22 protein-coding genes are annotated in these 22311 nt (G+C 29.5%); 6 read left to right on the top strand and 16 right to left on the bottom strand.

Features of this window, described 5'->3' with window-relative positions; translation table 11 throughout:
• Window positions 1-95: 95 nt before the first annotated feature.
• From ASF10_RS20505 to ASF10_RS20470, 8 genes are all read right to left on the bottom strand, one after another.
• Window positions 96-887, bottom strand: coding sequence for a DUF6602 domain-containing protein (locus tag ASF10_RS20505; RefSeq protein WP_056253481.1), 792 nt, complete (start codon window positions 885-887; stop codon window positions 96-98).
• Window positions 888-1094: 207 nt separating this feature from the next.
• Window positions 1095-1913: a DUF6602 domain-containing protein gene (locus ASF10_RS20500; RefSeq protein WP_056253479.1), complete on the bottom strand. Its 819-nt coding sequence runs from the start codon at window positions 1911-1913 to the stop codon at window positions 1095-1097.
• 162 nt (window positions 1914-2075) lie between these two features.
• Complete coding sequence (locus ASF10_RS20495; RefSeq protein ID WP_056253475.1) at window positions 2076-3176, bottom strand: hypothetical protein; 1101 nt, start codon at window positions 3174-3176, stop codon at window positions 2076-2078.
• Between the two features lie 177 nt (window positions 3177-3353).
• Window positions 3354-4313: a hypothetical protein gene (locus ASF10_RS20490; RefSeq protein ID WP_056253472.1), complete on the bottom strand. Its 960-nt coding sequence runs from the start codon at window positions 4311-4313 to the stop codon at window positions 3354-3356.
• A 259-nt stretch (window positions 4314-4572) separates the two neighbouring features.
• Window positions 4573-5436: a hypothetical protein gene (locus ASF10_RS20485; protein WP_056253469.1), complete on the bottom strand. Its 864-nt coding sequence runs from the start codon at window positions 5434-5436 to the stop codon at window positions 4573-4575.
• Between the two features lie 142 nt (window positions 5437-5578).
• Window positions 5579-6031 (bottom strand): hypothetical protein, encoded by a 453-nt coding sequence (locus ASF10_RS20480; RefSeq protein WP_131726565.1) that lies wholly within the window; start codon window positions 6029-6031, stop codon window positions 5579-5581.
• Between the two features lie 178 nt (window positions 6032-6209).
• Window positions 6210-7046, bottom strand: a complete 837-nt coding sequence (locus ASF10_RS20475) for a tetratricopeptide repeat protein (protein ID WP_056253463.1) — start codon at window positions 7044-7046, stop codon at window positions 6210-6212.
• Window positions 7047-7222: 176 nt separating this feature from the next.
• Window positions 7223-7651, bottom strand: coding sequence for a DUF5713 family protein (locus ASF10_RS20470; RefSeq protein ID WP_198529617.1), 429 nt, complete (start codon window positions 7649-7651; stop codon window positions 7223-7225).
• A gap of 663 nt (window positions 7652-8314) precedes the next feature.
• On the opposite strand from ASF10_RS20470, the gene ASF10_RS20465 reads away from it, so the two are divergent.
• The 3 genes from ASF10_RS20465 to ASF10_RS20455 all read left to right on the top strand — a co-directional run bounded on the left by ASF10_RS20465 (window position 8315) and on the right by ASF10_RS20455 (window position 11083).
• Complete coding sequence (locus ASF10_RS20465; protein WP_056253460.1) at window positions 8315-9274, top strand: hypothetical protein; 960 nt, start codon at window positions 8315-8317, stop codon at window positions 9272-9274.
• 146 nt (window positions 9275-9420) lie between these two features.
• Window positions 9421-10278 (top strand): DUF4238 domain-containing protein, encoded by an 858-nt coding sequence (locus tag ASF10_RS20460; RefSeq protein WP_056253458.1) that lies wholly within the window; start codon window positions 9421-9423, stop codon window positions 10276-10278.
• A 349-nt stretch (window positions 10279-10627) separates the two neighbouring features.
• Window positions 10628-11083, top strand: coding sequence for a hypothetical protein (locus ASF10_RS20455; RefSeq protein ID WP_157849074.1), 456 nt, complete (start codon window positions 10628-10630; stop codon window positions 11081-11083).
• A gap of 77 nt (window positions 11084-11160) precedes the next feature.
• Here ASF10_RS20455 and ASF10_RS20450 read toward each other — a convergent pair whose 3' ends face one another.
• Window positions 11161-11733, bottom strand: a complete 573-nt coding sequence (locus ASF10_RS20450; protein ID WP_241774993.1) for a GNAT family N-acetyltransferase — start codon at window positions 11731-11733, stop codon at window positions 11161-11163.
• Between the two features lie 221 nt (window positions 11734-11954).
• Between ASF10_RS20450 and ASF10_RS20445 the strand changes: the two genes are divergently transcribed.
• From ASF10_RS20445 to ASF10_RS20435, 3 genes are all read left to right on the top strand, one after another.
• A complete protein-coding gene (locus tag ASF10_RS20445; protein ID WP_056253451.1) occupies window positions 11955-12497 on the top strand; it encodes a hypothetical protein in 543 nt (180 codons plus the stop codon).
• A 112-nt stretch (window positions 12498-12609) separates the two neighbouring features.
• The gene (locus ASF10_RS20440) at window positions 12610-13017 is read left to right on the top strand and encodes a helix-turn-helix domain-containing protein (RefSeq protein WP_056253448.1); all 408 of its coding nucleotides are present in this window, start codon (window positions 12610-12612) and stop codon (window positions 13015-13017) included.
• A 51-nt stretch (window positions 13018-13068) separates the two neighbouring features.
• Window positions 13069-14265 (top strand): PQQ-binding-like beta-propeller repeat protein, encoded by a 1197-nt coding sequence (locus ASF10_RS20435; RefSeq protein ID WP_056253445.1) that lies wholly within the window; start codon window positions 13069-13071, stop codon window positions 14263-14265.
• Window positions 14266-14367: 102 nt separating this feature from the next.
• Here the strand turns inward: ASF10_RS20435 and ASF10_RS23990 are convergent, their stop codons facing one another.
• The 7 genes from ASF10_RS23990 to ASF10_RS20400 form a co-directional block, all read right to left on the bottom strand.
• Window positions 14368-15504 carry a nuclear transport factor 2 family protein gene (locus ASF10_RS23990; RefSeq protein WP_082472476.1) on the bottom strand — a complete coding sequence of 379 codons (1137 nt, stop codon included), beginning with the start codon at window positions 15502-15504 and terminating at the stop codon, window positions 14368-14370.
• 40 nt (window positions 15505-15544) lie between these two features.
• A complete protein-coding gene (locus ASF10_RS20425) occupies window positions 15545-16003 on the bottom strand; it encodes a nuclear transport factor 2 family protein (protein ID WP_056253441.1) in 459 nt (152 codons plus the stop codon).
• Window positions 16004-16085: 82 nt separating this feature from the next.
• A complete protein-coding gene (locus ASF10_RS20420; protein WP_056253437.1) occupies window positions 16086-17120 on the bottom strand; it encodes a helix-turn-helix domain-containing protein in 1035 nt (344 codons plus the stop codon).
• A 92-nt stretch (window positions 17121-17212) separates the two neighbouring features.
• Window positions 17213-18772, bottom strand: a complete 1560-nt coding sequence (locus ASF10_RS20415; RefSeq protein WP_056253435.1) for a serine hydrolase — start codon at window positions 18770-18772, stop codon at window positions 17213-17215.
• A 234-nt stretch (window positions 18773-19006) separates the two neighbouring features.
• Window positions 19007-19387: a hypothetical protein gene (locus ASF10_RS20410; protein ID WP_131726563.1), complete on the bottom strand. Its 381-nt coding sequence runs from the start codon at window positions 19385-19387 to the stop codon at window positions 19007-19009.
• 87 nt (window positions 19388-19474) lie between these two features.
• Window positions 19475-20845 carry a hypothetical protein gene (locus ASF10_RS20405; RefSeq protein WP_056253431.1) on the bottom strand — a complete coding sequence of 457 codons (1371 nt, stop codon included), beginning with the start codon at window positions 20843-20845 and terminating at the stop codon, window positions 19475-19477.
• Between the two features lie 263 nt (window positions 20846-21108).
• Window positions 21109-22185: a calcium:proton antiporter gene (locus ASF10_RS20400; RefSeq protein ID WP_056253428.1), complete on the bottom strand. Its 1077-nt coding sequence runs from the start codon at window positions 22183-22185 to the stop codon at window positions 21109-21111.
• Between the last annotated feature and the right edge of the window lie 126 nt (window positions 22186-22311).

The following is a 22311-nucleotide window of genomic DNA, read 5'->3' as shown; positions in this document are numbered from 1 at the left end:
GTTAAAACATATAGTTTAATATCCGCATATGACTCGAAAGCTACAATATAAATTTCAAAAATAATTAAAAAGCCACAAACGTTTGTTGGCAGTAATTAATTTTTTCTTAATAAAGGTGTTAGAATATTTACTAAATATGCATCGTAATCAGGAGCTTTAAGCTTTATTTGATTAAGACAAATATTTAATAATAAAAACATTATTGTTAAAGTATCTTCTCCTGTATCAATAACAATGAAAGTATCATAGTCATCTCCAAAGCGAGTAACTTCGTTATCCTTTATTCTCATTGCCATATATTTTTTCTTTTGATTGAATATATAATCAGGCATTAGTTCTTTATCCGTTTCATTAAATTTTTCTAATAGCTTATTGGTAAATGTATTTTTACTTAATCCATCATACGCAAAAATAATCCCAATATATGGGTTAAATTTATGATTATTTGTACTCATTCCTGGTCCCAAAACTAAATTATGAAAAGGTGTTAAATCAAGTAATCCGGATGATTCACGACATAATTTTTTCAAAGATGCAATATTATCTATACTCAAGCTTAATTCGTCCGTAGTTAAATTAGATTTTACCTCTATTTCCCCATAAACTGACTCACAAGGAAAAAGGCTATTTTGTTTATATTTGAACAATACGTTGGAATAAACTGCATCATAAATTACAATATCAATTTGATTACTTACTTCGTCATTCTGCGAAAAAATTTGTCCCGTTCCTAAACTATAGCATTCAGGAAGAAATGGTCTTAATAATTCTTGGATTATTTGTTCTCTAAATTCTCCCTTTTCCCCTGAGTGCTCAAATAATTTACTGTCTTCAAATTCATTTATAAGTTTAGCTGATAAGTTTTTTAAAGCTTGTAAGAATTTCATCGTTTTTGTTTTTTATTTTTGAAATCAAATCTTGTTTCTGCTCATTTTTTATTCTGCGGGTTAATTAATTCCAACCTTTAGGTAATTAGCGGTTTTGTACTAAATTAATTCCATTCTTCGGATTTGCCAAAACATTCAAATACAAACAATTTTTAAATTAAACCAATTGGGCAAATCTGTTGTAGTAGCCGTGAGCAAATCTGCTTTTTATATTTGATCTAATTCAACAATTGGATTAATTCTATGGATTTCTTTTGTTCCCTCAATAGGAAACGAAAACCAATATCTTTCTAATAGTTCATTGTCAGAAACTATATGAAGTAAGTTTGATATAAAATATGAAAATGAAAGATCTCTAATATTATATTTTATATAGCTTCTTCCCTCATGATTTGTTGGAGGTTGCAAGTGCGCTGTGCTTTCCCAATAGCGTATAAATGTATTTGGTCCAAGTGAAATATGGTTTACAACTCCATTTGAGCTTCTCAAAGCGTCATTAATATTTTCTGCCATAATATCTTGATTATAATTGTACGAGAATATTCCAACAAACTTCTTTCTGTGATTTCCTATTGGATTAAATGTTTGAAATTGCTGAAGACGATTAAATTTGTCAATTATAATATTTAATGCATTATCTTGAGGATTTTGACCTTGAGGATTGCTATAATTTGTAACAGTTGATTTAACTTCAATAACTCCTCTAACTGAATTTTCAGTAACAATTACAAAATCTCCTTCCCTAAAAAGGACAGGTAAATTATCATCATAGATTATAATGTCAAGTTGACTTGAAGTTCTAGGTTCTTGTCCATTTATTAGGTCGTTATTTCCGATTATGAATCCTGTTCCAAGTTTTAAATTTGAGGGTAGAAATTGAGAAATTGATTTTCTTAAAATAGCTTCTTTGTACCTTCCAACTTCTCCCCAGTTTGCATTTCCAATTAAAAATTCTACTCTATCTTTTGTTAATATAAGTTCTTTAGTAATTGATTTTTGAAAATCTCTTATTCTTTGAATTGCCATAGTTTAAATTTTTTAAGCTGTTTGCGAACGTTATGATACCACAGTGGGTCGGGACTAAATTAAGACCATTCTTCGGATTTGCCAAATCATTAAAATACACAACTATCATTCCATTAAACCATTCTACCAAATCCTTTGAAGCAGATATTATACACAGCTTTTTTAATTACTATTACTTAAATTTTTTAATTTTACCCAGCCCTTAGTAATTAAACCCCGACTATTTCTGAATTCTATATACCCAAAACCGCCTGACACTTTTTCCACATAAATATTCTCCTCACCAACTAAATAAGCTTTCCTAATAAAATTTTCATTTGGTTGATCATAAAAATGTATTTTTTCATTTTCGCTATTCAATACTATGTAATTGCCAGATTTAAAACTTATTGAAGCTTCTGTTTGAAGTTCACTTTCATTATTTAAGATTTTAAATAGAAATGATTTATTTATTTTTTCGAAAGTATTAACGAACTTGATACTGTCTTTTGGATATGAAACAGTTATATCATAAAAGTTAGGATTTGCTATAATTTCATAACTGGTTACTAACATTTCGATATTTTTTCCTGAGATTTTTGTTGACGTTTGTTGAATTTTTATTGCTCTAACATTACCAAAAGGTGCAATTTCATAGTTTACAAGTTTAAAATCATTAAAATTCCGTCTATTATTTTCATTAAATGTTTCAGCAAAAACTTTTAAATTATCCTTAAAGTCATTAATTGTTTTATGTTTGTTTTCCTCATCAAGAGAATCCCCTGTTATTGTTAATGATAAATTTTGCTTCTCGTCAATATAAACTTTACCTTGTGAAGTTGATAAACTTTCTCTTAATACCATGTTTTCGGGAAGACTAAATTCCATATTACCAAAGTTCTCAAATGTCCATAAAATTTCTTTTGAAAGTTCTTTAGCTTCTGATTTAACCGTAACTGTTTGCGGAAAAGGAGAAATATTCGGAGAAACTGATTCAGTACTAGAATTTTGATGATTATTTTTAAAATAAATATGTGCAAATGTTCCAGACAGGAGTAGAAGTATTAATAAATAGGAATTATGGTTTATTTCTCTTTTAGATTCATTAGCATGTTGTTCATTTTTTCGTGTTGACTCTGCCCACCAAAAAAATATTTTAAAGACTAATAATATACCTGCAAGGATAAGAATGGGAATGAAATTCCCTGTAAATGTTTGATAGATTACATAAATGATTAATACAATTCCAGTAATCAATGCGTATCCTGAATCATTTCTTGCCATAGGATTTCTTTTTTACGCAGTTGTTGTTTTAAAGTTATGCATAACGTTCTCGCGCCACAATCAGTTGGGATTAAAGAAGCCTATTCTTCGGATTTGCCAAATCTTGCAAATACAAAATAAACTTTCCATTAAGCCTAATGCCCAAATTGATTGTAGCGTGTGTTAACAGTCGCCATTTTAATCTTCTTTATAATATTTTATTCTTGAACACTCAAGAGTATTATCAGATTTAAAATTTATTTCAAAAATAAAAACATTTCTTTCATTATCACATATTAAATCTCTTAAAACTGGCAGAAATTTTTTATGAGAAACATTTTTAGTTTCCAAATCAAAATCAGCTAAAGTCCCCGAAATAAAATCTGGTATTTTTATAAAATCTCCATACCAATCGTCAGTATTGCTGTCAGCACGGGAGCTAATAAATTGACAATTCCTATTTTTTAGATAAGCATTAAATTGGATATTGAATAAATCAGAGGCATAATGATCTGCAACATCATTAATCTCATCTCTATCTGAAAACCAACCGAAAATTTCCGCATTAGTTTTGTTTGCAAATTGTGTACAGATATAACTTCCAATAGAAGTTATTAAAAAAAGGTTTTTTAAAATTTTAATTTTCTTGTTGTCATTTACTAATCTTATTACTTGTTTTGTTTTCTTTATAATTTCTTTATGATAAGGTTCTAAATTTGTGTTTTCTGCTGTCCAATTGGGAATTGTATCAAGTAACATATTCATGCTTTTTAGAATATCATTTTTAAAACCTTCTTTATTTTGTATATATACGTGGTTGTCATTTTTTAAAATAAAAGAAAAACTAACAAAAGGAGATTTTCTAATGAAGTCAATAAATTTAGCATTTACATTACGAGTCTTTTTTATGTCTTTTGGCGCATAATAATTTATAGTTTCTGATAAAAAATTCGGATTAACTACATGTGGTAATAATGTAAAAGTTATTACAGAGTTTGGTTTATTACCATCTACAGCATAATCACTATAGCATTTCCATTTTTTTACGTCTTGAAATTCCGAAAAATAATTTTTGTCAAGAGGAATTTTAACAGATTTTTCAAAAGTTTCATTTAAAAGTTTGATTAAAAGTATTTCATTGTCATAAACTGTTTTCATGATTTTTGTGGTATAGTTACTGCCCGTTCTCGCGCTACAAGCAGTTTGGGATTAAATTATGCCAATTGTTTTTTATCGTTCATGTTTTTGGTAATACGGTTTTCTAAACTTGGGGATAACATTCTGGCACTACAGCGGGTTTGGGACGAAATCAAGCTCGTTCTTCGGATTTGCCGAATCATCCCAAATACAAAACCATTTTTTCTATTAAGTCTACTACCGAAATCCGTTGCAGTAGCTGTTTGGGCGACATACTTTCTTATTTATCATTTTTGTTTAACCAATCTGCAATGTCATTAAACGTTGCTTGTACAACTAACCAAGAAATATTACAAGTATCAATATCAGGATTTGTTTTCAGAACTAGTTGTTGATATGGATGAATAATATTCCTGAAATCTTTTAGTGCGTGACTAAACTTCTTAACATCTAATTGAATCCAACCAACTTCGTGGGCTACGTCAATCATATCATTTAAACTCCATTCGGAAAAGTTTTTTACTTTTTCGTCTTTTCTGGGAGCGCTTTTGGCTTGGTTTACTAACTGTGGTTTCTTTTGCATTATTCCTAAAAGAAAACCCTCAAGCATACTTCCCATCATTATGACAGCACTAACAGTTGCGTTAACCTTTATACAACTTTCGACTTCAATCCACCGTTTTTGTAAAATTTCAGCGAGTCCAAATTCAAGATTTAATTTATCAAAATTTGGTGGTGGAAGTGGTTTTAATTCTCTTTCTTCTTTTTCTTCTGTTTTTTCTGAAAAGTTATAATTTGGATCTTGTTTGATTAATTTTGGTTCAATATTTTCAATCATTACTTTCAAACTTTCTACAGCTAATATTTCATTCATTGTCAAAATAGCAAGTCTAATTTGTTCTCTGTCTCCTCCGTATAATTTTGGCGAAACTAATCTTAAAATTACTTTTTGTAAATCAGTTCCATTTAAATTTGAAATGACGTTTTGAGACCATTTATTTCTCGATGAACCATCGTGAGTAGCGTTAATTCCAATTTCTTGAAAAAATCTTGTGAGAAAAAATGAACTTCTATAAACAGGATATTTTGTTTTATCATCCCCACAAATGAATTCTCCAATTTTATTTTTTGTAGTGCTGTCCATTAAATTCTTATTTTTTGTATTTCAGTTCTTTATTTGCAATTTTGGTGTAGTATGTTGCCAACGTTCTAGGACTACAGCGCGTTTGGGACTAAATTAAGCCAATTGCTCAAATCCTTTGTAGTAGCTGTTGTGCTATCATGCATTAATTTACAAATGTATAGGTATCGGAAGCTTCGGAATAATCAGCATTGTTTTGGTCTTGCAATCGTCTCCAAACTTTAGTCGCACTATCACTACGCCATTCAGTTTCAAAACTTTTAAACTCTGCTATATTTGAACTCGAATGGATACTCTTATTTAAAACTATTGATGATTCTTCAATCATTTTTTCAGGTATGCCTTTAGCTACGTATTCAGGGTTATTTTTATGACTCATTATTGTTACTTTTCCATTTTCATTGTCAATTTCCGTAACGGCAAATTCAAACCAATCATAAATATTAATATTATTTTCTGGAATTATCATAAATACCCATTTTTTATTTTCGTTTTCTTTAGATTCTTTTAGATGATATTTAAAGTTGTTGGCAACTCCATTTCTATCTGTACAAATTATATCATTCTTAAAATCAAACATTGAAGTGAGTAAAGTCATTTTTAGTTTTTTTTAGTTTTTCTTTCCGTAGTTGCATGTCACACAGCATTCTGGGACTACAGCGGGTATGGAGTTATTTTAAGCCTATTTTTCGGGTTTGCCAAATAATTTAAGTACAAAACCATATTCCCATTAATCCAATTACCCAAATCCGTTGTAGTAGCTTTTATGTGCAGGTTTATTTGTTCCTAAAATATTCAATTATTTTTTTGTTTTTGTAGAAGTCTTTGTTTCTACTCCAGTATTCATATGCCTGTTGAACAGAACCAACATGAATTATTTCGTCAAAAAATGGCTCACCAAGAATTCGATAGGGTGCAGGTTTTATATGCTTTCCTTTTTTTATTTCATCTATAAAAAAACTATTCGTTTTCATCGCTTCCTTTAAAAGAGTATCTGCTTTTTTTGTATTTCCATCTAACACAGCTAGAGCTACTTCTCCAAATTTAAAGTCTATAGAGAAGTCATCTTTATATTTCGTTATTATTTTTTTAGCTTCATGTAAATTCATAAGTTTAAAATACGTTTCAAGCAGAATATATCTAATACCTTGATTATCATTTTCATTAAAGTCTAAAATATCTTTTAATACCGAAATTGCAATTTCATATTTGTTGTGTTCCTTACATTCTAAAGCGTAGTTCTGATATGCCCTTAAAAATGGTCTGTTTTTTGGATAAGTCCATATTATTTTATGCTTTTTTGAGTTGAATTCTTTAGGAAGACATTCTCTTGAAATGTTAAATGCTTTTTCAGCAGTCAATAAACTTTCAAATGTCTTCTTCTGATTTCTAAAAGCAATACTTAAATGAACATAGGCATCAATATAAAATGGATACTTTTCGATTAATTTTTTTAAAGCATCTTCAGCAAACTTGTCGTCGTATTCCAATAAGTCTATCGCTTCCCAAAATTCGCCAGCCACAATTTCATTATTATATGATTCTGGATTGACAAATTCCCAATCAGTTTCATTAAATTTTCTTAGTGTTGGTCTTTCTAGTATTTTTAACATATATTTTATAAGATGAGTTTTATTTAAACTTGCACATAACGTTCTGGTACCGCCACGGGTTTGCGACTAAATTAAGCCCATTCTTCGGATTTGCCAAATCAGTCAAAATACAAAACCATTTTTCCATTAAGCCAATTACCTAAATCCGTTGTAGTAGCTGTTAGCACTAGTTTTTTCTACCATTCTCTGGGAGCAATCAGTTCTTCTACATCAGCATTGAATCCATATGCTTTAGCTATAAAGTCAAAGTCTGCCCCGATCGATTCCCTAGCACCAGTTTCAATTTCGCTGTTATGCTCAAAGAATTCGTTTTGTAAATCATTTATTTTCATAGTTGCTGTATGTGTTAACTTATAAAGTTCGTCAAGATTTTTCGGCGATGTTTTTTCAATATCAATGCATAGTTCAATAAGAATAGTTCTCACTTTGTCAACGAGAAATTTTGGAAAATATGAATCTGCGTACATATCTTTTAAATAAGCATAATTTTTCATTTTCTCGTTTTTTAAATTTTCTTGTTTTACAATTGTGTTTTGATTTTTCACTTGCTTATTATTACAAGAAAATAAAATTATAGAAATTATTAAAATAATATGTCCTTTCATCTTTATAAAATTAGTGCTAACTAGAATGTACTAGTGACAACATCTGACTTATCTCCTCAAAATTGACTAGATATGCCTGATAATGTTCAGGGTTTATTTATTATCAAATATATAATAATAAACTTATAAATAATTAAAAGGACGTTTAATTAGTTGAATGCTTTTAGTTCTGATATGGGGATAAATTCGGTAGTTTTGCTATTCTGAAAAATAGCGTAGCAATGTGATTCTCATCGCCATGATTTTATTCTATTTCTAAATATTTTAGCAGAAAGTTTTTTCAAGTCTTGGAGAAAATGGCTCGTAAACAGGTTCTTAAGGACCACCATTTTTAAAAAATCTCTAAAGTCTTTTGATTTTAGAGATTTTTTATGGTTCGAAAAAAGCTTAAATTTTTTATCTAATTCTGTAAAACCCTATGTTTACTAAAATAAATGATTCGTAGTTCTTATCGATCATAACATTACTAAGATCGCTAAGCTTTTCACTCAACTACATGAACAATTTAAAATCACAATTAATTATTTATAAAGAATTGTTTCTATATTAGTAAAGAAATAATAACTGATATTTTTCATACTTATACATCTTAATTAGGGTTGATATGTTTAATAAATCAGACATATGTATAAGTTAACTGCTATATTACTAAAAATCCTAAAAATGAATTGTATAATTTGCGACAATACAGCTGATGAAGTTGGTTCTCATTTAATCCCTGCAAGTTTAATAAAAAATTGTGTAGGGAAACATTACAGTGAAGAATCGTTTAATATTAATAGCAAAGCTTCAAAAATTGACACTTATTTTGGAAGAGATAATTTAAAAAATCAATCTGCAGAAATAAAGCAAAATCACTATAAAAGAGATTATATTCTTTGTAAAATCTGTGAAAAAAAATTAGCAGAATTAGAATCCAAATTTGCTTCTGAATTTTTACAAAAATTTAGAGAAGATAAATATTTAGCTAATTTTAATTCATATAAATCAAGTTCAGATTTAGAGATTTTAGAACCAAAAAAGATTCTTAATGTTGAGATTCAAGCTTACTTTTATTCAATTATATTACGTTTTTGCTACATCTATAAATTTGAAGGAGGTGACAGCTATATTGAAGAAAGTGATTTGTTAAAAATCAAAAAGTTTTTGTACAACTACTTATTTGCTAATAGCATTAATAAAGAATATGAAATTGAAAATTTTAAAATTGCAATAATTTTTAATAAATATTCAACTAATAGCGCATTTATTTCGACATCAGATAAACTCAAAAACCCATATATTTTTTATTTCTGCGAAGCAATTTTAATATTATATATTGAAGAGAATAAAAATGATAACAAATCATTATTTGTTGATTGCTTAAATTCCATCACTGATAAAACTTCTAAAATAATTGTTGGCCCAAAACTTATGTATGAAAAGTTTACGTCATTGATTTCATATATTATTGCAGAAGATTTTATGACGAATGGAATTAATTATATTTCAGAATTAAACAAAAAATCTTTTAAAGAAAATGAAATTGAAGTTAAAGAATTAATTGAAAAATATGAGAAAGATGAAAAAGGATTATACATTATGAAAATTTTTGAAGAACTAAAAACAAAATACAGCATTTAACAGCCGTTAAGAGAGATTTGGGTATTAGGTTGAATTTAAAGATTGTTTTTATTTGTAAAATTGTGGATATTGAAAAAAACGCGCATCTTTAATCCCAAACCTCTTGTAGCGCTAGGAAATTATATAACATTTTTAAAACCGCAAAAATGAACAACATCTCTTGGAGACATCATTATTTACCTGTTTTTTATCTTAAAGGTTTTACTAAGGATTCAGAACTTATTAAAATCTTTAATGTTCAAGAAAAACGTTTCCTGAAAAATGGGAAAGAATTCTCACCGGAATCTTTCTTTTTTGAAAAAGATGCTAATACTGTAGTATTTGGAGATAAAAGAAATGATTATATAGAAACGAGTTATGCGGATTTTGACAACGAGATGGCAATATTAATTGAAAAAATAAGTAAGTCAGATTACACAACTAATTATGATGTTACAGATGATGATATGCCACGAATGAATCACTTTGTAAGTCTTATGTATTGGAGGTTACCACATCGGACAAACGAATTAAAAAAAGTTATAAATAAAAATGATTTATCCAGCTTAGGTTTAAAAATAATAAACAAAAGCGGAGAGCGACAAAAAGCTACAGAAGAAGCGTTTAAAAACAACCCAGAGTTTGTTAAAAGTTATAAGTTTTATAATTCATTAATGGATTCAGTTCGCGGTTATAATTGTAAAACGCCATACTCAATATTAGAAAGTCATAAAAATTTTCCATTTCTATGTTCTGATAGTCCTGTAATTTTTGAAAGTGCAAATCCAAAAGTTTATGAAGATGATTATCTATTTCCGTTGTCAGGAAATAGATTGTTTATTAAGGCAAACCGCACTAGTGACTTTCCGCCATACTTAAGAATGCTAGTTGATGCTGTAGTATATAAACAAGCTCAAAAATATGTAAGTTGCACAGATGAATCATACATCCAAAATTTAGAAACTTTATTAGAAAAACAGAACATAGATGAACTAAAAGCCGAAATATTTAACTTTATAAAATAAAACATAATATATCAGCCGTTAAAGAGATTTGGGCAAAAGGCTGAATTTGAAGATAGTTTTGTATTTGGAAAATTATGCATAATTAATCCCACATACTTAATGCACAAACATTACAAAGAATATAACGCTGTGACAAATTAAAAAAATCCTCTATTTAATCGCAATTTTCTTCAAATCCTGCATAAAATGGTTCGTAAACAGGTTCGTAAGGACCACCAAGAAACTCCTTAAGAAATTAAGGAGTTTTTTTATTTATATTCTTCACAGATTTATCCGCTTAAATTTTTATTGTTTCAAAATAAATCTCAGTTTATTAAAATATGTTAGCTAATATCTAAAAAAAAATAGAGTGAACAAAAATGAATTTCTATTGATGAATAAATATATTTTATTTCTACTACTTTTAATTCTTAATAGTTGCAAATCTGAAGCAATTATGGCTAGCGGACAATATCAAATCAATTCCGTAAATGAAGGCGAATATACATTTGATATGAATACTTGTAGTTACTCTATAAAAACAGGGAATAAATCCCTTGCAAAAGGAAAATTCAAAGTTTTTGTATTGAGTTCAGAAAAAATATTAATTGTTTTTAATGATATAATTTTAAAAAAAACTAGTGGCGATGTAAGAGAAATGGATAAATCTGGCGATTCGATTGTTTCACACGTGTTTGATGGATATAAAAATGTAGGATCCACAATTTTTGAAATAACTTCAAAACAAAATATATTCTCATTTAGAAAAACATATGTAAATCAATTACAAAAAACTGAAAGTGAAGGTACTTTAATTAAAAAATAAAAATACCAAATAAAACACTTAAAATCAACTAGTTATAAGTAAATAAAAGATCTTCTGAAATAAGCGATTTGATCTTTTTAAATCGTCAATCTATATAGAATAAGATTTGGATTATTTTCGACTATATTATCTAGTTTCTTAAAATTTAATTTTTGAAGAAGTTTCGTTGAGCTGTGATTATCTTTATGAGTTTGGGCATCGATCGTTTTTTGCCCAAGTGTTTTAATTGCGTATTCTACAACCTTTCTTGCAGCTTCGAGCATAATTCCCTGACCGTGAAATTGAGTTAGAAGTTCACATCCAATTTCGCATTTCTTTAAATCATCTACAAAGTCAAATAGACAAATTGTACCAATTAGTTTATCTTCATCAGTCTTTGTAATTGCCCAATAAAAAAGATTGTTACTTTCGTTTTCTATTATAATATTGATGAAGTTTAAAGCATCTTCTACTGTTTTTCTTGGTTTTCTGTCAAGAAATTTATTTATTTCTGAGTCTGAACGTAATTGCAGTATTTCTTCGGAATCATTTTTTGAGAGTTTCCGTAGTGTTAACCTTTCGGTAATTAATGTTGGGAAAGTTTGTAAGTTCCTGTCCATTTTTGTTTTATGATGGTTTTTCTGCCTGACAACCAATATAAGAAATTTCAAATAGTTTTTTTTATCGCTTTATTGTTTTATTATTGCTTCGCGCATGAATTTAGAATCTTTAAGAGATTATAAGATATTTTCAAGTAATCATAAAAGTAAATAGACAATAAATACTAACACATTTGAGAGCAAAACAAAACCAAAAGAAAATAGACAGAAGGAAGATTAAAAACAAAGAAAAAAAAATAAACCGAAAACATTATATCCTTCTAATATTGGCAATGATTTTTTTTATTATAAATCATACGCTCTTAGAAAGCAAAACAATTGGACACGATGTTAGGTATACAATTTATATATTTTTTCTGCCAGTACTTATCGGAATACTCTTTTTTGGAATTTACAGGAAAGATTTTTTAGTTAGAACATATTTAAGTTTCAATGAAACATATGCCAAAATATACGTGATTTGCTTTTATCTACTACAAGGAATCATAATTTCATATTTGAGTTTTGGGCAAATTGCAGACGTAACATGGAATTATATAAACACCAGAGAAGCAGAAAAAAATAAGGTAGAAATAATAAATTGTAAAGTTGAAGGTTTTTACACTAGAAAAAATCCGGACATTTCTTTTAAGTTTAAAAACCGAATCGAAGTTTTTAGTGTTACTCAGGAAATGAACAGACAAAACTACAATCGCAATCCAAAGAACTATTTATTAGAAATTACAGTGCAAAAAGGAATTTGGAATTACTATGTTGTTAAACACTGGGAACTTAAAAAAATCTATTTTTTAAAGAGAATAACGTATAAAAAATAGGGATATAATACCTAACGAATAACTATTTTACAAGATAATTTTTTTATTAAAAACAAGACTTTTTAACCTAAATGGCTTTATATTTGAGCTTTCGGAAAAATTGATATTTATTATGGAACAAAAAGTACATCAGGGAAGAAACGTAAAACGTTTTAGAGAAATGCTTGGCATCAAACAAGAAGCGTTGGCTTTTGATCTTGGAAATGACTGGAATCAGAAGAAAATTTCTATGTTGGAGCAAAAAGATGTAATTGAAGACAATTTGCTTAAACAGATCTCAAATACATTAAAAATTCCTGTTGAAGCTTTTAAGAATTTTGATGAAGATCAGGCAATAAATATTATTTCTAATACATTTAACGACCAATCGAATGGATATAATTATTATCCAACTTTTAATGCAAATCCAATAGAAAAATGGTTAGAAGCTCTGGAAGAAATTAAACGATTGAATCTGGAACTTTTAAAATCTAAAGAAGAACATATTAAAGTTTTAGAGAAATTGATTTCTAATAAATAGTCCAGTATAACTTAAAAAGAACGTTGGCATTCATCAACCCAAATCATAAAAATGAGAAAAAAAATAACAACTCTTTTATTCGTATTTACTGTTATAAATATATTTGGGCAAGCGCCAGAGACACCAAAACCTGGTATTGCTAATACTAATAATAAAACTTTACCACTTACTGATATGGTGGTTAATAAGGTAATAAGTCCGCTTAAAAAAGTACCTTTAGATCTGGCATCAATTTTAATTTATGATTACGACGGTTCACTTTTTTCATTTGATTTAGAATCTGAGCAAATTGGCTGGACCGTAAAAGCTACAGACGCTTATACTGAAATGTGTGCAAACGCAATAACACTGCTGGATGGCGTTGTATATGTTCCGTTTATTAATGGTGAAATATTTGCAATTGATAACGAAACCGGTAAAGTTTTTTGGAAAACAAGATTGGGCAATATCACAGATCAAACTGTATTAAAGGATCAAATTCCGGTTATAAATGGCGGAAAACTATATATAACTTCTCAAAATGGTAATATTTATGCGCTTGATATAAAAGACGGAAGTTTGATCTGGAACTACAAATTAGATTCTGCAAATAACGATATTCCGGTTCTGTTTTTTGACAACAAAATTTTCGCTCAAAGCGGTTCTAGTTTCTATAGTTTCGAAGCAAATACAGGAAAAGTAGTTTACCAGAAAACTTTCGAACAACCTTTGCACGGAAAACCTGTAACTGATGGTGAAAATGTTTTTGTAGCAAACGAAAAAAACGTGGTTTTTGCCTTAAGTGCTAATAAACCGGATATTTTATGGGAATTTAAATTTGATGAAAATCAAAATAATGTAAAAGAACGCATATTTTGCAAAGACAAAAAAGTATATTTTGCAGCACAAGGTCCAGAAGTTTCTTCTATATATGCTTTAGATTCAAAAACAGGAACTCAGCTCTGGAAAACTGATTTTAAAGGCGATAATGTAGAATATATAGTTGAGGAAAGTGATAATATTTGGGGATATACGCGTAAGAAAAAACTTTTTCAGATAGATATCACAAATGGTGAAATAGCATTAGAAGCAAAATTAACAACAAATCCTATTTCAAATCTAGAATTTGCAAATGATGATTTCTTATTTTATTATTCTGATGCCGCTTTAATTCAATTTGAGTTTAAAACACAAGACGAAAACGAAATCTACCTTCGAACTTCAATCAAAGACGACGTTTATAGTGCTTATATCAAAATGATTCGATAAAACAATCAATTTGTTAGGTTTAAAGCCTGATAATTCACAAAAAACTCCTTAATAGCTTAAGGAGTTTTTTTTTAGATTTGATTCTTTATTTTCTTTTCCATTTTAAGTCTTTTCAGTTTTTGGTAACGCTCTCCAGGAATAACTTTTATGTACTATTTTCCAGGTATTTTGATATCTAAGTATCAAAAAATAGTCGGTAAAAGTACGCTGATTTGGTATTACGATTTCTGCTTTTGCTATTGCTGCGTCTTTTTCTATGTCGATGGCAATTATATTTCCAATTCGGTTATTTTTTTCACCAGCTTTTATATTCGCAATATATTCTTTGCCGGAACGTATCCACAAAGTATCTTTTGCAACGGTATATAAATTAAAATCCGGATGAAACGCCTTTCGCAATCTTTCGGGTTGTCCGTTTGCGGTTCCTTCAATATAATCCAGCAACATTTCTGTAATTTGTACCAAATCACTTTTTACAGCTGGATTAGTGTTTTCAAAATTAGTTTTTAGGATCGTTATAACTTCATTTGCCACTTTTAATGCTGAGCTTGGATCTTGTCCGGTTACAAATCTTCCGTCAACAATATAAAAACCGTCTCCGGCTTTTTCAGAATACTTAAAATTTCCTTTATTTTTACTTATTTCTTTGTCTATCGAGAACGGAAATGCTTTATAATATTCGGCATTTTTATTTTCGAATATATCCGGATATCCTGTAATTTTTTTTCCGGCATAAAGCGAATTCCCTTTTTCGTTTTTTAGATAAGCGATTCCGGCGGTTCCGTGGCAAATTGCAGCAATTACTCCGTTTTTGTTGTAAATCTTTCCGGCAATTTTCTGAATAGCAATATCTTCAGCTACGCCAAACATTGCTGCACCGCCGCCACTGTAAAAAATTGCCAAATAGTCATCTGCAATAATTTCCGTTGGTTTCATTGTATTCGCTAATTTGTTCATAAACCAACCATTATACAAAGACTTTTTTTGCAAACTGTCTGATATATTCATGTAACCCAAAGCAATTGCTCCGCCTTTTGGACTAATAAAATCAACTTCGTAACCGGCTTTTATGAACGCATTATAAGGCACGATAATTTCCTCAAAGTGATTGGCGGCAGGAATATTTGTGTTTCCATAAAACTCCTGGCTTGATGTTACAAATAGTATTTTATTCTGCGCATTGATGCTTGCACAATTCAAGCCTGTTAAAGCAAGCAATAAGATTATCGTTATTTTCATTTGTTAGAAATTAGAATGTTTAACTATAAAAACAACATTATTATTTTGCTTTTGGCGCAGGAGCTTCAACGGTTTTATGAGGTGTTCTGGTCGAAATTTTATCTACAATTAACCAGCCTTTGTTTGTCTTTATAAAATGAAAATAATCTACAAATAGAAGTGTCGCTGTACTAATTTCGACTTTTGCAATTGCCACATTGTTTGTAATATCTATAAATACAGTGCGACCTGACCAATTTTTGGGTCTTGGATGCGCTGTAAAACCTACAACATATTGCGCTTTAGTGACGGTTTTTAATTCATTATCAGCAAAATATTTCAATTGCCAGGAATCATCAAATGAAGAACCTACTTTGACAGAATCTCCCGTAGCTTGTCCGTCTAAGTATAAATTTATTGTTTTTTGAATAAGATCCCAATCGTTTGGAGTGTCGCTTGTTTGTGCATTTACATTTAAAGACAAAAGAATAACCGAAATAAATAAAAGCATTTTTCTCATTTTAATTTTTTTAAATTATTAATAATGAGTACAAATATTCAGGTTTTATGCGGCTTGCTGGTTTTAGATTATAAAGTAGAACTTATTTTTTCAGGATATTTTTTTGATATTCTGCAGGAGTTACGCCCGTGATTTTTTTAAACGTAGTAAAAAAGGTCGATTTTGAACTAAAGCCGCTGTCATAACCCAAACTTTCGATTGTATAATTGTTTGTGGATTCTAACAGTAATTTTGCCTTTTCGATTCTATATTCTTTAATTAGGTTTGAAAAAGATTTACCCAATATTTCATTGACATATTGAGAAAGTACATGTTTGGTTACTTTAAGTTCTTTTGCAGCTTCATCAAGAGAGAAATCAGGATTTAGAAAAAGTTCTTTTTCTAGTATAACAGATAGTTTTTGATTCATTAAACCTAATGTTTCTTTGTCGATTTCTTTGTTCTTGTATTTCTCTTTTTCAATAAAGAAAGTGGATTCAGAATTGTTTTTAAAGATTAATAGTAAAATAATTAGATATAAAACAAATGTAAAAGACAAAGCTCCAACAATATATGACGTATAGGCTGCAAATGTATAGGCCAACCAGATAAATGCCACGCCAAAATAAATACTAAGAAACCAAACATCGATTCGTTTTAAAGTTTCTTTGTCCTTTATTTTTTGAATAATCGAACGAATATATTTAAAAGATAAAAGAATGTAGACAAACCATTGAGCGTATATGACACACACAATATATTTGCTCCAAATCGCCCTGTGTTCTACGTAAGGATATAGCAAACCCAAAATGGTAATTATTACCAAATTGGGTATTACATTTTGTTTCCAGTTTGCTTTTTCTACTTCTGAATATGATTTTAGATATAAATACAGAAACGGACCAATAAGAACGCAGGCAGAAAGCCCAATATGAATGAAAATATTAGACAAATGCGGATTAAAATAAAAAAATATCGATTTGATAATTCTAATACTTAAAACCAATAGGAGCAAGGATAAAAAATAGTTTGTAAAATTTTTCTTTTTAGCATTTACACCAAAATACAACGAAAGTAAAACACCGTTGAAAGCGCCTAAAGCACTAAAAAAGAAAAGTAACAAATTTGATCCTGCCATTATTGAGTAAAATTAATAGGGTTTTAATTGGTCGTTAAACACTTGTATGCATGTATTTACGATCATATTAATGATCTTTATATTTCAATGTTTTATTTTACCCTTTTTAAATCTAAATCCTGAAAGTCGAAACTAAAATCTATGTTTGGAGAAATTCCTTTCATTAAAATAGATTGGGCTTTGCCTGTTTCATCAAGCGAAAACATAGCAAAAGCATCACAATTCATTGCCTGATATTCCCATTTTATAGCAAAAGTGTTGGCGTTATAAAAAGCCATTGGACCATTTAATTTAGGCGAACGATATGATTTGAACCATAATTGTTTATCTTTTTCAAATACTTCAATTTCACCAAACCATTTATCTGCATAAACTCCTATAAAATCTGCATTTTTTACTTTTATATTTTTTGAGGATTTTACTTTTTCCCAAATACTTTTTGTCGCTTCGTCACTTGAATTTTCACCTTGTTTCATCCATTCGGCTACTTTCTTGCTCCAGCCATAATCGTCTAAGCCCAAATAACTATCAGCAATAGTATTTGTAACTGCAGTAAAAAGTGCTGCACCGCCATTTTGGGTATTTGTCAAAATTACAATTCCAAGATTCAGGTCCGGATACATCGTTACAATCGAAAGCATTCCAGGCAAACCTCCTGTGTGTGATACTTTTAGATTTCCTTTCTCTTCAGATATTCCCCAACCTAAACCATAACCGCTAAAATGAGAATTATATCTGGGATTTGGATCTGAACCTAAAACAGTATGAATACGCCACATTTCGTCATGGTTTTTTTCAGAAAACAGAGTCGATTTTAAATCAGCTCCGTATTTTCCTTTATTTAAGCGCGTAATCATCCATTTAGACATATCGGCTGCATTTGAGATTATTCCTCCGGCAGCGCCATTAACCTGAATTTGAAATCTTTCGATAGTTTTTATTGTTCCTGATTCTGACGAATGAGGTACTGCCAGATTACTTTTATCACTTATTAAATCGCTTCCTGCAAACGAATTATTCATTTGCAAAGGCTCAATGATTCGCTTTTGTACAAATGCTTCATAACTCATACCGCTTACTCTTGCAATTACTTCTCCGGCTACAATATAAAGCAAATTGTCATAATCGAATTTAGTTCGAAAAGCCGAAACTGGCTTAAAATACTGAAAACTTGTCATAACATCCTTAATAGTAAAGTTTGAACTGTCAGGAAAAAACATCAAATCGCCAATGCCTAAACCAAGTCCGCTTCGATGCGTTAATAAATCTTCTATATTAAAATTCTCCGTTACATAATCATTATACATCTTAAATTCAGGCAAAACGTCCCTTACTTTATCTGTCCATTTTAGTTTGCCTTCATCTTCTAAAATAGAAAGTGCCGCGGTTGTAAAGGCTTTACTATTAGACGCTATTTGAAAATTGGTAAATTCGTTTACAGGCTTTTTAGTTTCTACAGAACTAACGCCATAACCTTTTAGATGAATTATTTTTCCATCTTTTACAACAGCAACTGATGCGCCGGCAACTTTTAATTCTTTTAATGAATTTTCTACTAAAGAATCAATTTTTGCAGATGATATTTGAGCAAACATTGAAGAGGTAAAACAAATAAAGAGGAGGGAGGTAAAACGAAATGTTCCTTTTTTCATAATTTTTTGTGGTTATTAGTTTCTTAAAAGTTAGAGATAAAAGGTAATAATACCCTTAAATTATAAGCGATTTGTATTACAAATTAACATTTATCGATGGCTAATATAAGAAATATCTTTCGTCTAAATAATCAACTAATTTAAGTTAATAAAAGACTTATGAACATTATTTTTATGAAGTTGAGAGGGATTTTTTGAATGATGAAATAGTAATGTTTATACTATAAATAGTTGTTATTCCTGAGAAGTTTGAATTTTGAAAGGCAATCTAAAACAACCACTTTTGTCAAAAATATTAATCAGGTTTTCCTTTTTCATTGTCACGATCAATTCGTCACAAAAATTCTTTATGGTTGTAATAGCGCAATTGCTTTTTCCTTTTTTATCCATTTCATAAGAAGATATTAAACAATTCGAATCTACATCAAAATTAACGTAAACTGTTTCTTGCTGAACTTCACAATCGTCTGGAAACAGTATAAAACTACTAATTTGAGTAAATTTAGTTCCATTTCCTGTGCTTTGGGCAATAATAAGATCTCCAAACTTGGTTTTGATTTTATTAGTGGTTGTGGTACTTTTTACATCATTTTCCTGAGCATAGATCGAGGACATAAAAATTAGCATAATTATATGTAGTGTAATTTTGATTTCTTGTCAAAAATTTAGTTTAATTGTCTCGAATATTTATCGCAATAAATTCTATTTTATCAATTTAATAAGTTCCTCGATTGTTGATTTTTTTTGGTTTAATATTATAAGCTGGCTTTTATCATTTAATAAAATTTTCTCTGCAAACTCTTTGTCTGCGTTAGCTTTCCAGTTTTTTAACTCTGGGAATTTATTCTTTATCAGTTTTAATTTTTCAGCATTGTTTTTCGAAATTATGATGATTTTGGTTAGCGTCGTTTTCTGCATTTTTTCAATGCTTGTTTCAGTAATTTCATTTTCAAACTCTGATCTTGAACGATATCTGAATAGTTTTCTTATTGTATTTTCATCCTCTTTATTCTCGCTTATCACATATCTGTAAGACATTATATTATTGAGCTCATTTATCCAATCCGGAAAATTTTCTTCGTAAATCCTGATGTAATTATCAATAAAGTTTTTATCAATTGGTTTCTTCTGATCGATATATGCTGTAACCAACGGATAAATTTGCTTTGCCATCAGGCTAATGTATTTTTTATTATACCAATCTCCGCTGTCAATTTTACCGTCTAATTTTCCGTAAACATAGCCATTTCCTAATGCCGTTGCCAGGGCTTCATTCATAAGCTGATAGGCATAATTGCTGTATTTTGATTTATTTTCTTTAAAATAAGTATCAATTTCTGTTTTTACTTCAAGCGATTGTTCGTCATAAATAATATGGTAGGTTTCGTGCAGCATCACACTAAAAAGATCTTTATAAGATCCTAAATCCGTTTGTACGGCGCTTATAAAATTGTTGCAAAATGCCTGTGCCGTAAATCCGTTAGAATTAGGCAAAGGATAAAATGCGATTATAAAAGGAATCGATTTATCCCAACTTGAATTATAAAATACCAATCCGGTTTCAAAATATTTTTCTATATCCTGCTCGTTAGAATATTTTGTAATTTCTAGAAGTTGTTTTTCGAATTTTTCTTTGTTCGGATTATAAATGAGTTCTTTATAAATGGGAGTAAATTCTGAAATTGCTTCTGCCAAGTCACTCAATGTTTTATTAGGAATAAAGCCAATTGTATGCAATTTAAAATCGGTCAAATTTTCGGTTTCAATTAGATTTTTTTTCAGCAGATCTTCTGTTTGCATGGACTTTTTTGATCCATACGGATATTCTTCATATCTAAAACTATAGTCAATAGATAATTTTCCAAATTTTGAAATAATGCTTTTGTATTTCTCGGTATTGTATTTTGATTGCTTAAAAGCTGTTTTAAAAACATTCTCGGGATAATCTTCAGATAGATTTTGCAAAAAAACAAAAACAGCTAACTGTTCAGAATATTTAATTTTAAAGGTTGTCTTTTGTGCAAATGCAAAAGTTGTTAAAAATAAAAAAGTTAATAAGAGTTTGTTTTTCATCCTGTCGTTTAAAGTTGTTACACTATTTTTGGCTATTTGAATAATTTAATAAATACTATTTTTTGAAATCATAAATAGTCTTTATTTCTACGTTTTAGATATCATATACAAGCGAATATAAGAAATATCTTCATTGTTAATACTTTAAACTTTTAACTTAGAAAATTAAAAACTTCCTTACATCAATTATAAAAAAGTATAAAAACAAAAAAACTCCATTAATTATAATGGAGCTCTTGTATGTATTCAAATATTAAAAACTATTAAGGATATATCATAAGAAATACAAAGGCAAATAAATTTACCAGAAGTACGACTCCGTAAACAATATTCGATTTTCCTTTGCTAAGGGATAACATTACAGTAAATACTGATAACGCTAACAGAACTATAGATTTAATATCAAGTCCCAGAATAATAGGCATATCCATCATGATACAAACCGCAGCAACACTTGGAATCGTTAACCCAATACTTGCCAAAGCTGAACCCAGAGCTAAATTTATACTCGTTTGCAGTTTATTTTTTCTGGCTGCGATGATTGCTGCAATAGCTTCAGGAAGCAAAATTATGGCTGCTATTACAACTCCTACCAATGTTTTGGGAAGATGGTAACTTACAATAATGCTTTCGATAGTAGGCGAGAGGGTTTTCGCTAATAAAACAACAATACCCAAACTTACAATCAGGAAAACAAGACTGGTATAAAAGGTTTTATTATCGATTGATATAGGCTGAACAGCTTCTTCGTTTTCATCATCGCCAACCGTCAGGAAATATTGTCTGTATCTGCTGGTTTGTGCAAATAGAAAGGAAGAATAAATAACAATACAAGCAATTGAAGCAAATACAAGCTGTGGAATTGAATAATAAGATCCGGCAACACTTTCTGTAAAAGTGGGGAAAACCAATGTAAATACGATAATTGAAACCAGCGAAACCAAACCAATAGTTACAGAAGATACAGAGAAATTTTGTTCATAATGTTTTAATCCGCCAATTAAGAGGCAAAGCCCAATAATACCGTTTAGAATAAGCATTGTCGCAGCATATACGGTATCACGTGCTAAAGAAGCCGCTTCTGAACCTTCTGACAACATTAGTGAGACAATAATCGAAACTTCGATTACGGTTATGGATATCGCGAGAATAATGGTTCCATAAGGTTCACCAACTCTTTCTGCTATAATCTCAGAATGATGCACCGCAGACATAACACTGAGGATAAGTAAGATACTTGCTACAACCTGAAAAATACTGCTGTTGTCTACAAGTCCGCTAAAAAAAAGTATCCAGGCGAGAGCCGGAATTATGGTAGTCCACTGAAGTAATTGTTTCATTTTCTTAATATTTCTACCAATAGATTTTATTATAGATTGGCGTTTTAAATTCCTGTAATATAAGGCTTTTTGCAAAAAGGAGCAAACAAAACAAGGCTTGTTTCATTTTTTATTACAGAATTTACA

It is taken from the genome of Flavobacterium sp. Leaf82 (genome assembly GCF_001422725.1).
Lineage (GTDB): Bacteria > Bacteroidota > Bacteroidia > Flavobacteriales > Flavobacteriaceae > Flavobacterium.
The sequence above is the reverse complement of the archived record's forward strand: the minus strand, read 5'-3'. Positions and strand labels throughout refer to the sequence as shown.

Excerpts from the sequence above, each read along its gene's own strand:
- ASF10_RS20445 (WP_056253451.1), top strand. The coding sequence starts at position 11,955 with ATGATTTTTTTTATTATAAATCATACGCTCTTAGAAAGCAAAACAATT.
- ASF10_RS20425 (WP_056253441.1), bottom strand. The coding sequence starts at position 16,003 with ATGAGAAAAATGCTTTTATTTATTTCGGTTATTCTTTTGTCTTTAAAT.
- ASF10_RS20405 (WP_056253431.1), bottom strand. The coding sequence starts at position 20,845 with ATGAAAAACAAACTCTTATTAACTTTTTTATTTTTAACAACTTTTGCA.
- ASF10_RS23990 (WP_082472476.1), bottom strand. The coding sequence starts at position 15,504 with ATGAAAATAACGATAATCTTATTGCTTGCTTTAACAGGCTTGAATTGT.
- ASF10_RS20480 (WP_131726565.1), bottom strand. The coding sequence starts at position 6,031 with ATGACTTTACTCACTTCAATGTTTGATTTTAAGAATGATATAATTTGT.
- ASF10_RS20420 (WP_056253437.1), bottom strand. The coding sequence starts at position 17,120 with ATGGCAGGATCAAATTTGTTACTTTTCTTTTTTAGTGCTTTAGGCGCT.
- ASF10_RS20485 (WP_056253469.1), bottom strand. The coding sequence starts at position 5,436 with ATGGACAGCACTACAAAAAATAAAATTGGAGAATTCATTTGTGGGGAT.
- ASF10_RS20410 (WP_131726563.1), bottom strand. The coding sequence starts at position 19,387 with ATGTCCTCGATCTATGCTCAGGAAAATGATGTAAAAAGTACCACAACC.
- ASF10_RS20475 (WP_056253463.1), bottom strand. The coding sequence starts at position 7,046 with ATGTTAAAAATACTAGAAAGACCAACACTAAGAAAATTTAATGAAACT.
- ASF10_RS20490 (WP_056253472.1), bottom strand. The coding sequence starts at position 4,313 with ATGAAAACAGTTTATGACAATGAAATACTTTTAATCAAACTTTTAAAT.
- ASF10_RS20435 (WP_056253445.1), top strand. The coding sequence starts at position 13,069 with ATGAGAAAAAAAATAACAACTCTTTTATTCGTATTTACTGTTATAAAT.
- ASF10_RS20400 (WP_056253428.1), bottom strand. The coding sequence starts at position 22,185 with ATGAAACAATTACTTCAGTGGACTACCATAATTCCGGCTCTCGCCTGG.
- ASF10_RS20505 (WP_056253481.1), bottom strand. The coding sequence starts at position 887 with ATGAAATTCTTACAAGCTTTAAAAAACTTATCAGCTAAACTTATAAAT.
- ASF10_RS20415 (WP_056253435.1), bottom strand. The coding sequence starts at position 18,772 with ATGAAAAAAGGAACATTTCGTTTTACCTCCCTCCTCTTTATTTGTTTT.
- ASF10_RS20465 (WP_056253460.1), top strand. The coding sequence starts at position 8,315 with ATGAATTGTATAATTTGCGACAATACAGCTGATGAAGTTGGTTCTCAT.
- ASF10_RS20500 (WP_056253479.1), bottom strand. The coding sequence starts at position 1,913 with ATGGCAATTCAAAGAATAAGAGATTTTCAAAAATCAATTACTAAAGAA.
- ASF10_RS20440 (WP_056253448.1), top strand. The coding sequence starts at position 12,610 with ATGGAACAAAAAGTACATCAGGGAAGAAACGTAAAACGTTTTAGAGAA.
- ASF10_RS20495 (WP_056253475.1), bottom strand. The coding sequence starts at position 3,176 with ATGGCAAGAAATGATTCAGGATACGCATTGATTACTGGAATTGTATTA.
- ASF10_RS20460 (WP_056253458.1), top strand. The coding sequence starts at position 9,421 with ATGAACAACATCTCTTGGAGACATCATTATTTACCTGTTTTTTATCTT.
- ASF10_RS20470 (WP_198529617.1), bottom strand. The coding sequence starts at position 7,651 with ATGAAAGGACATATTATTTTAATAATTTCTATAATTTTATTTTCTTGT.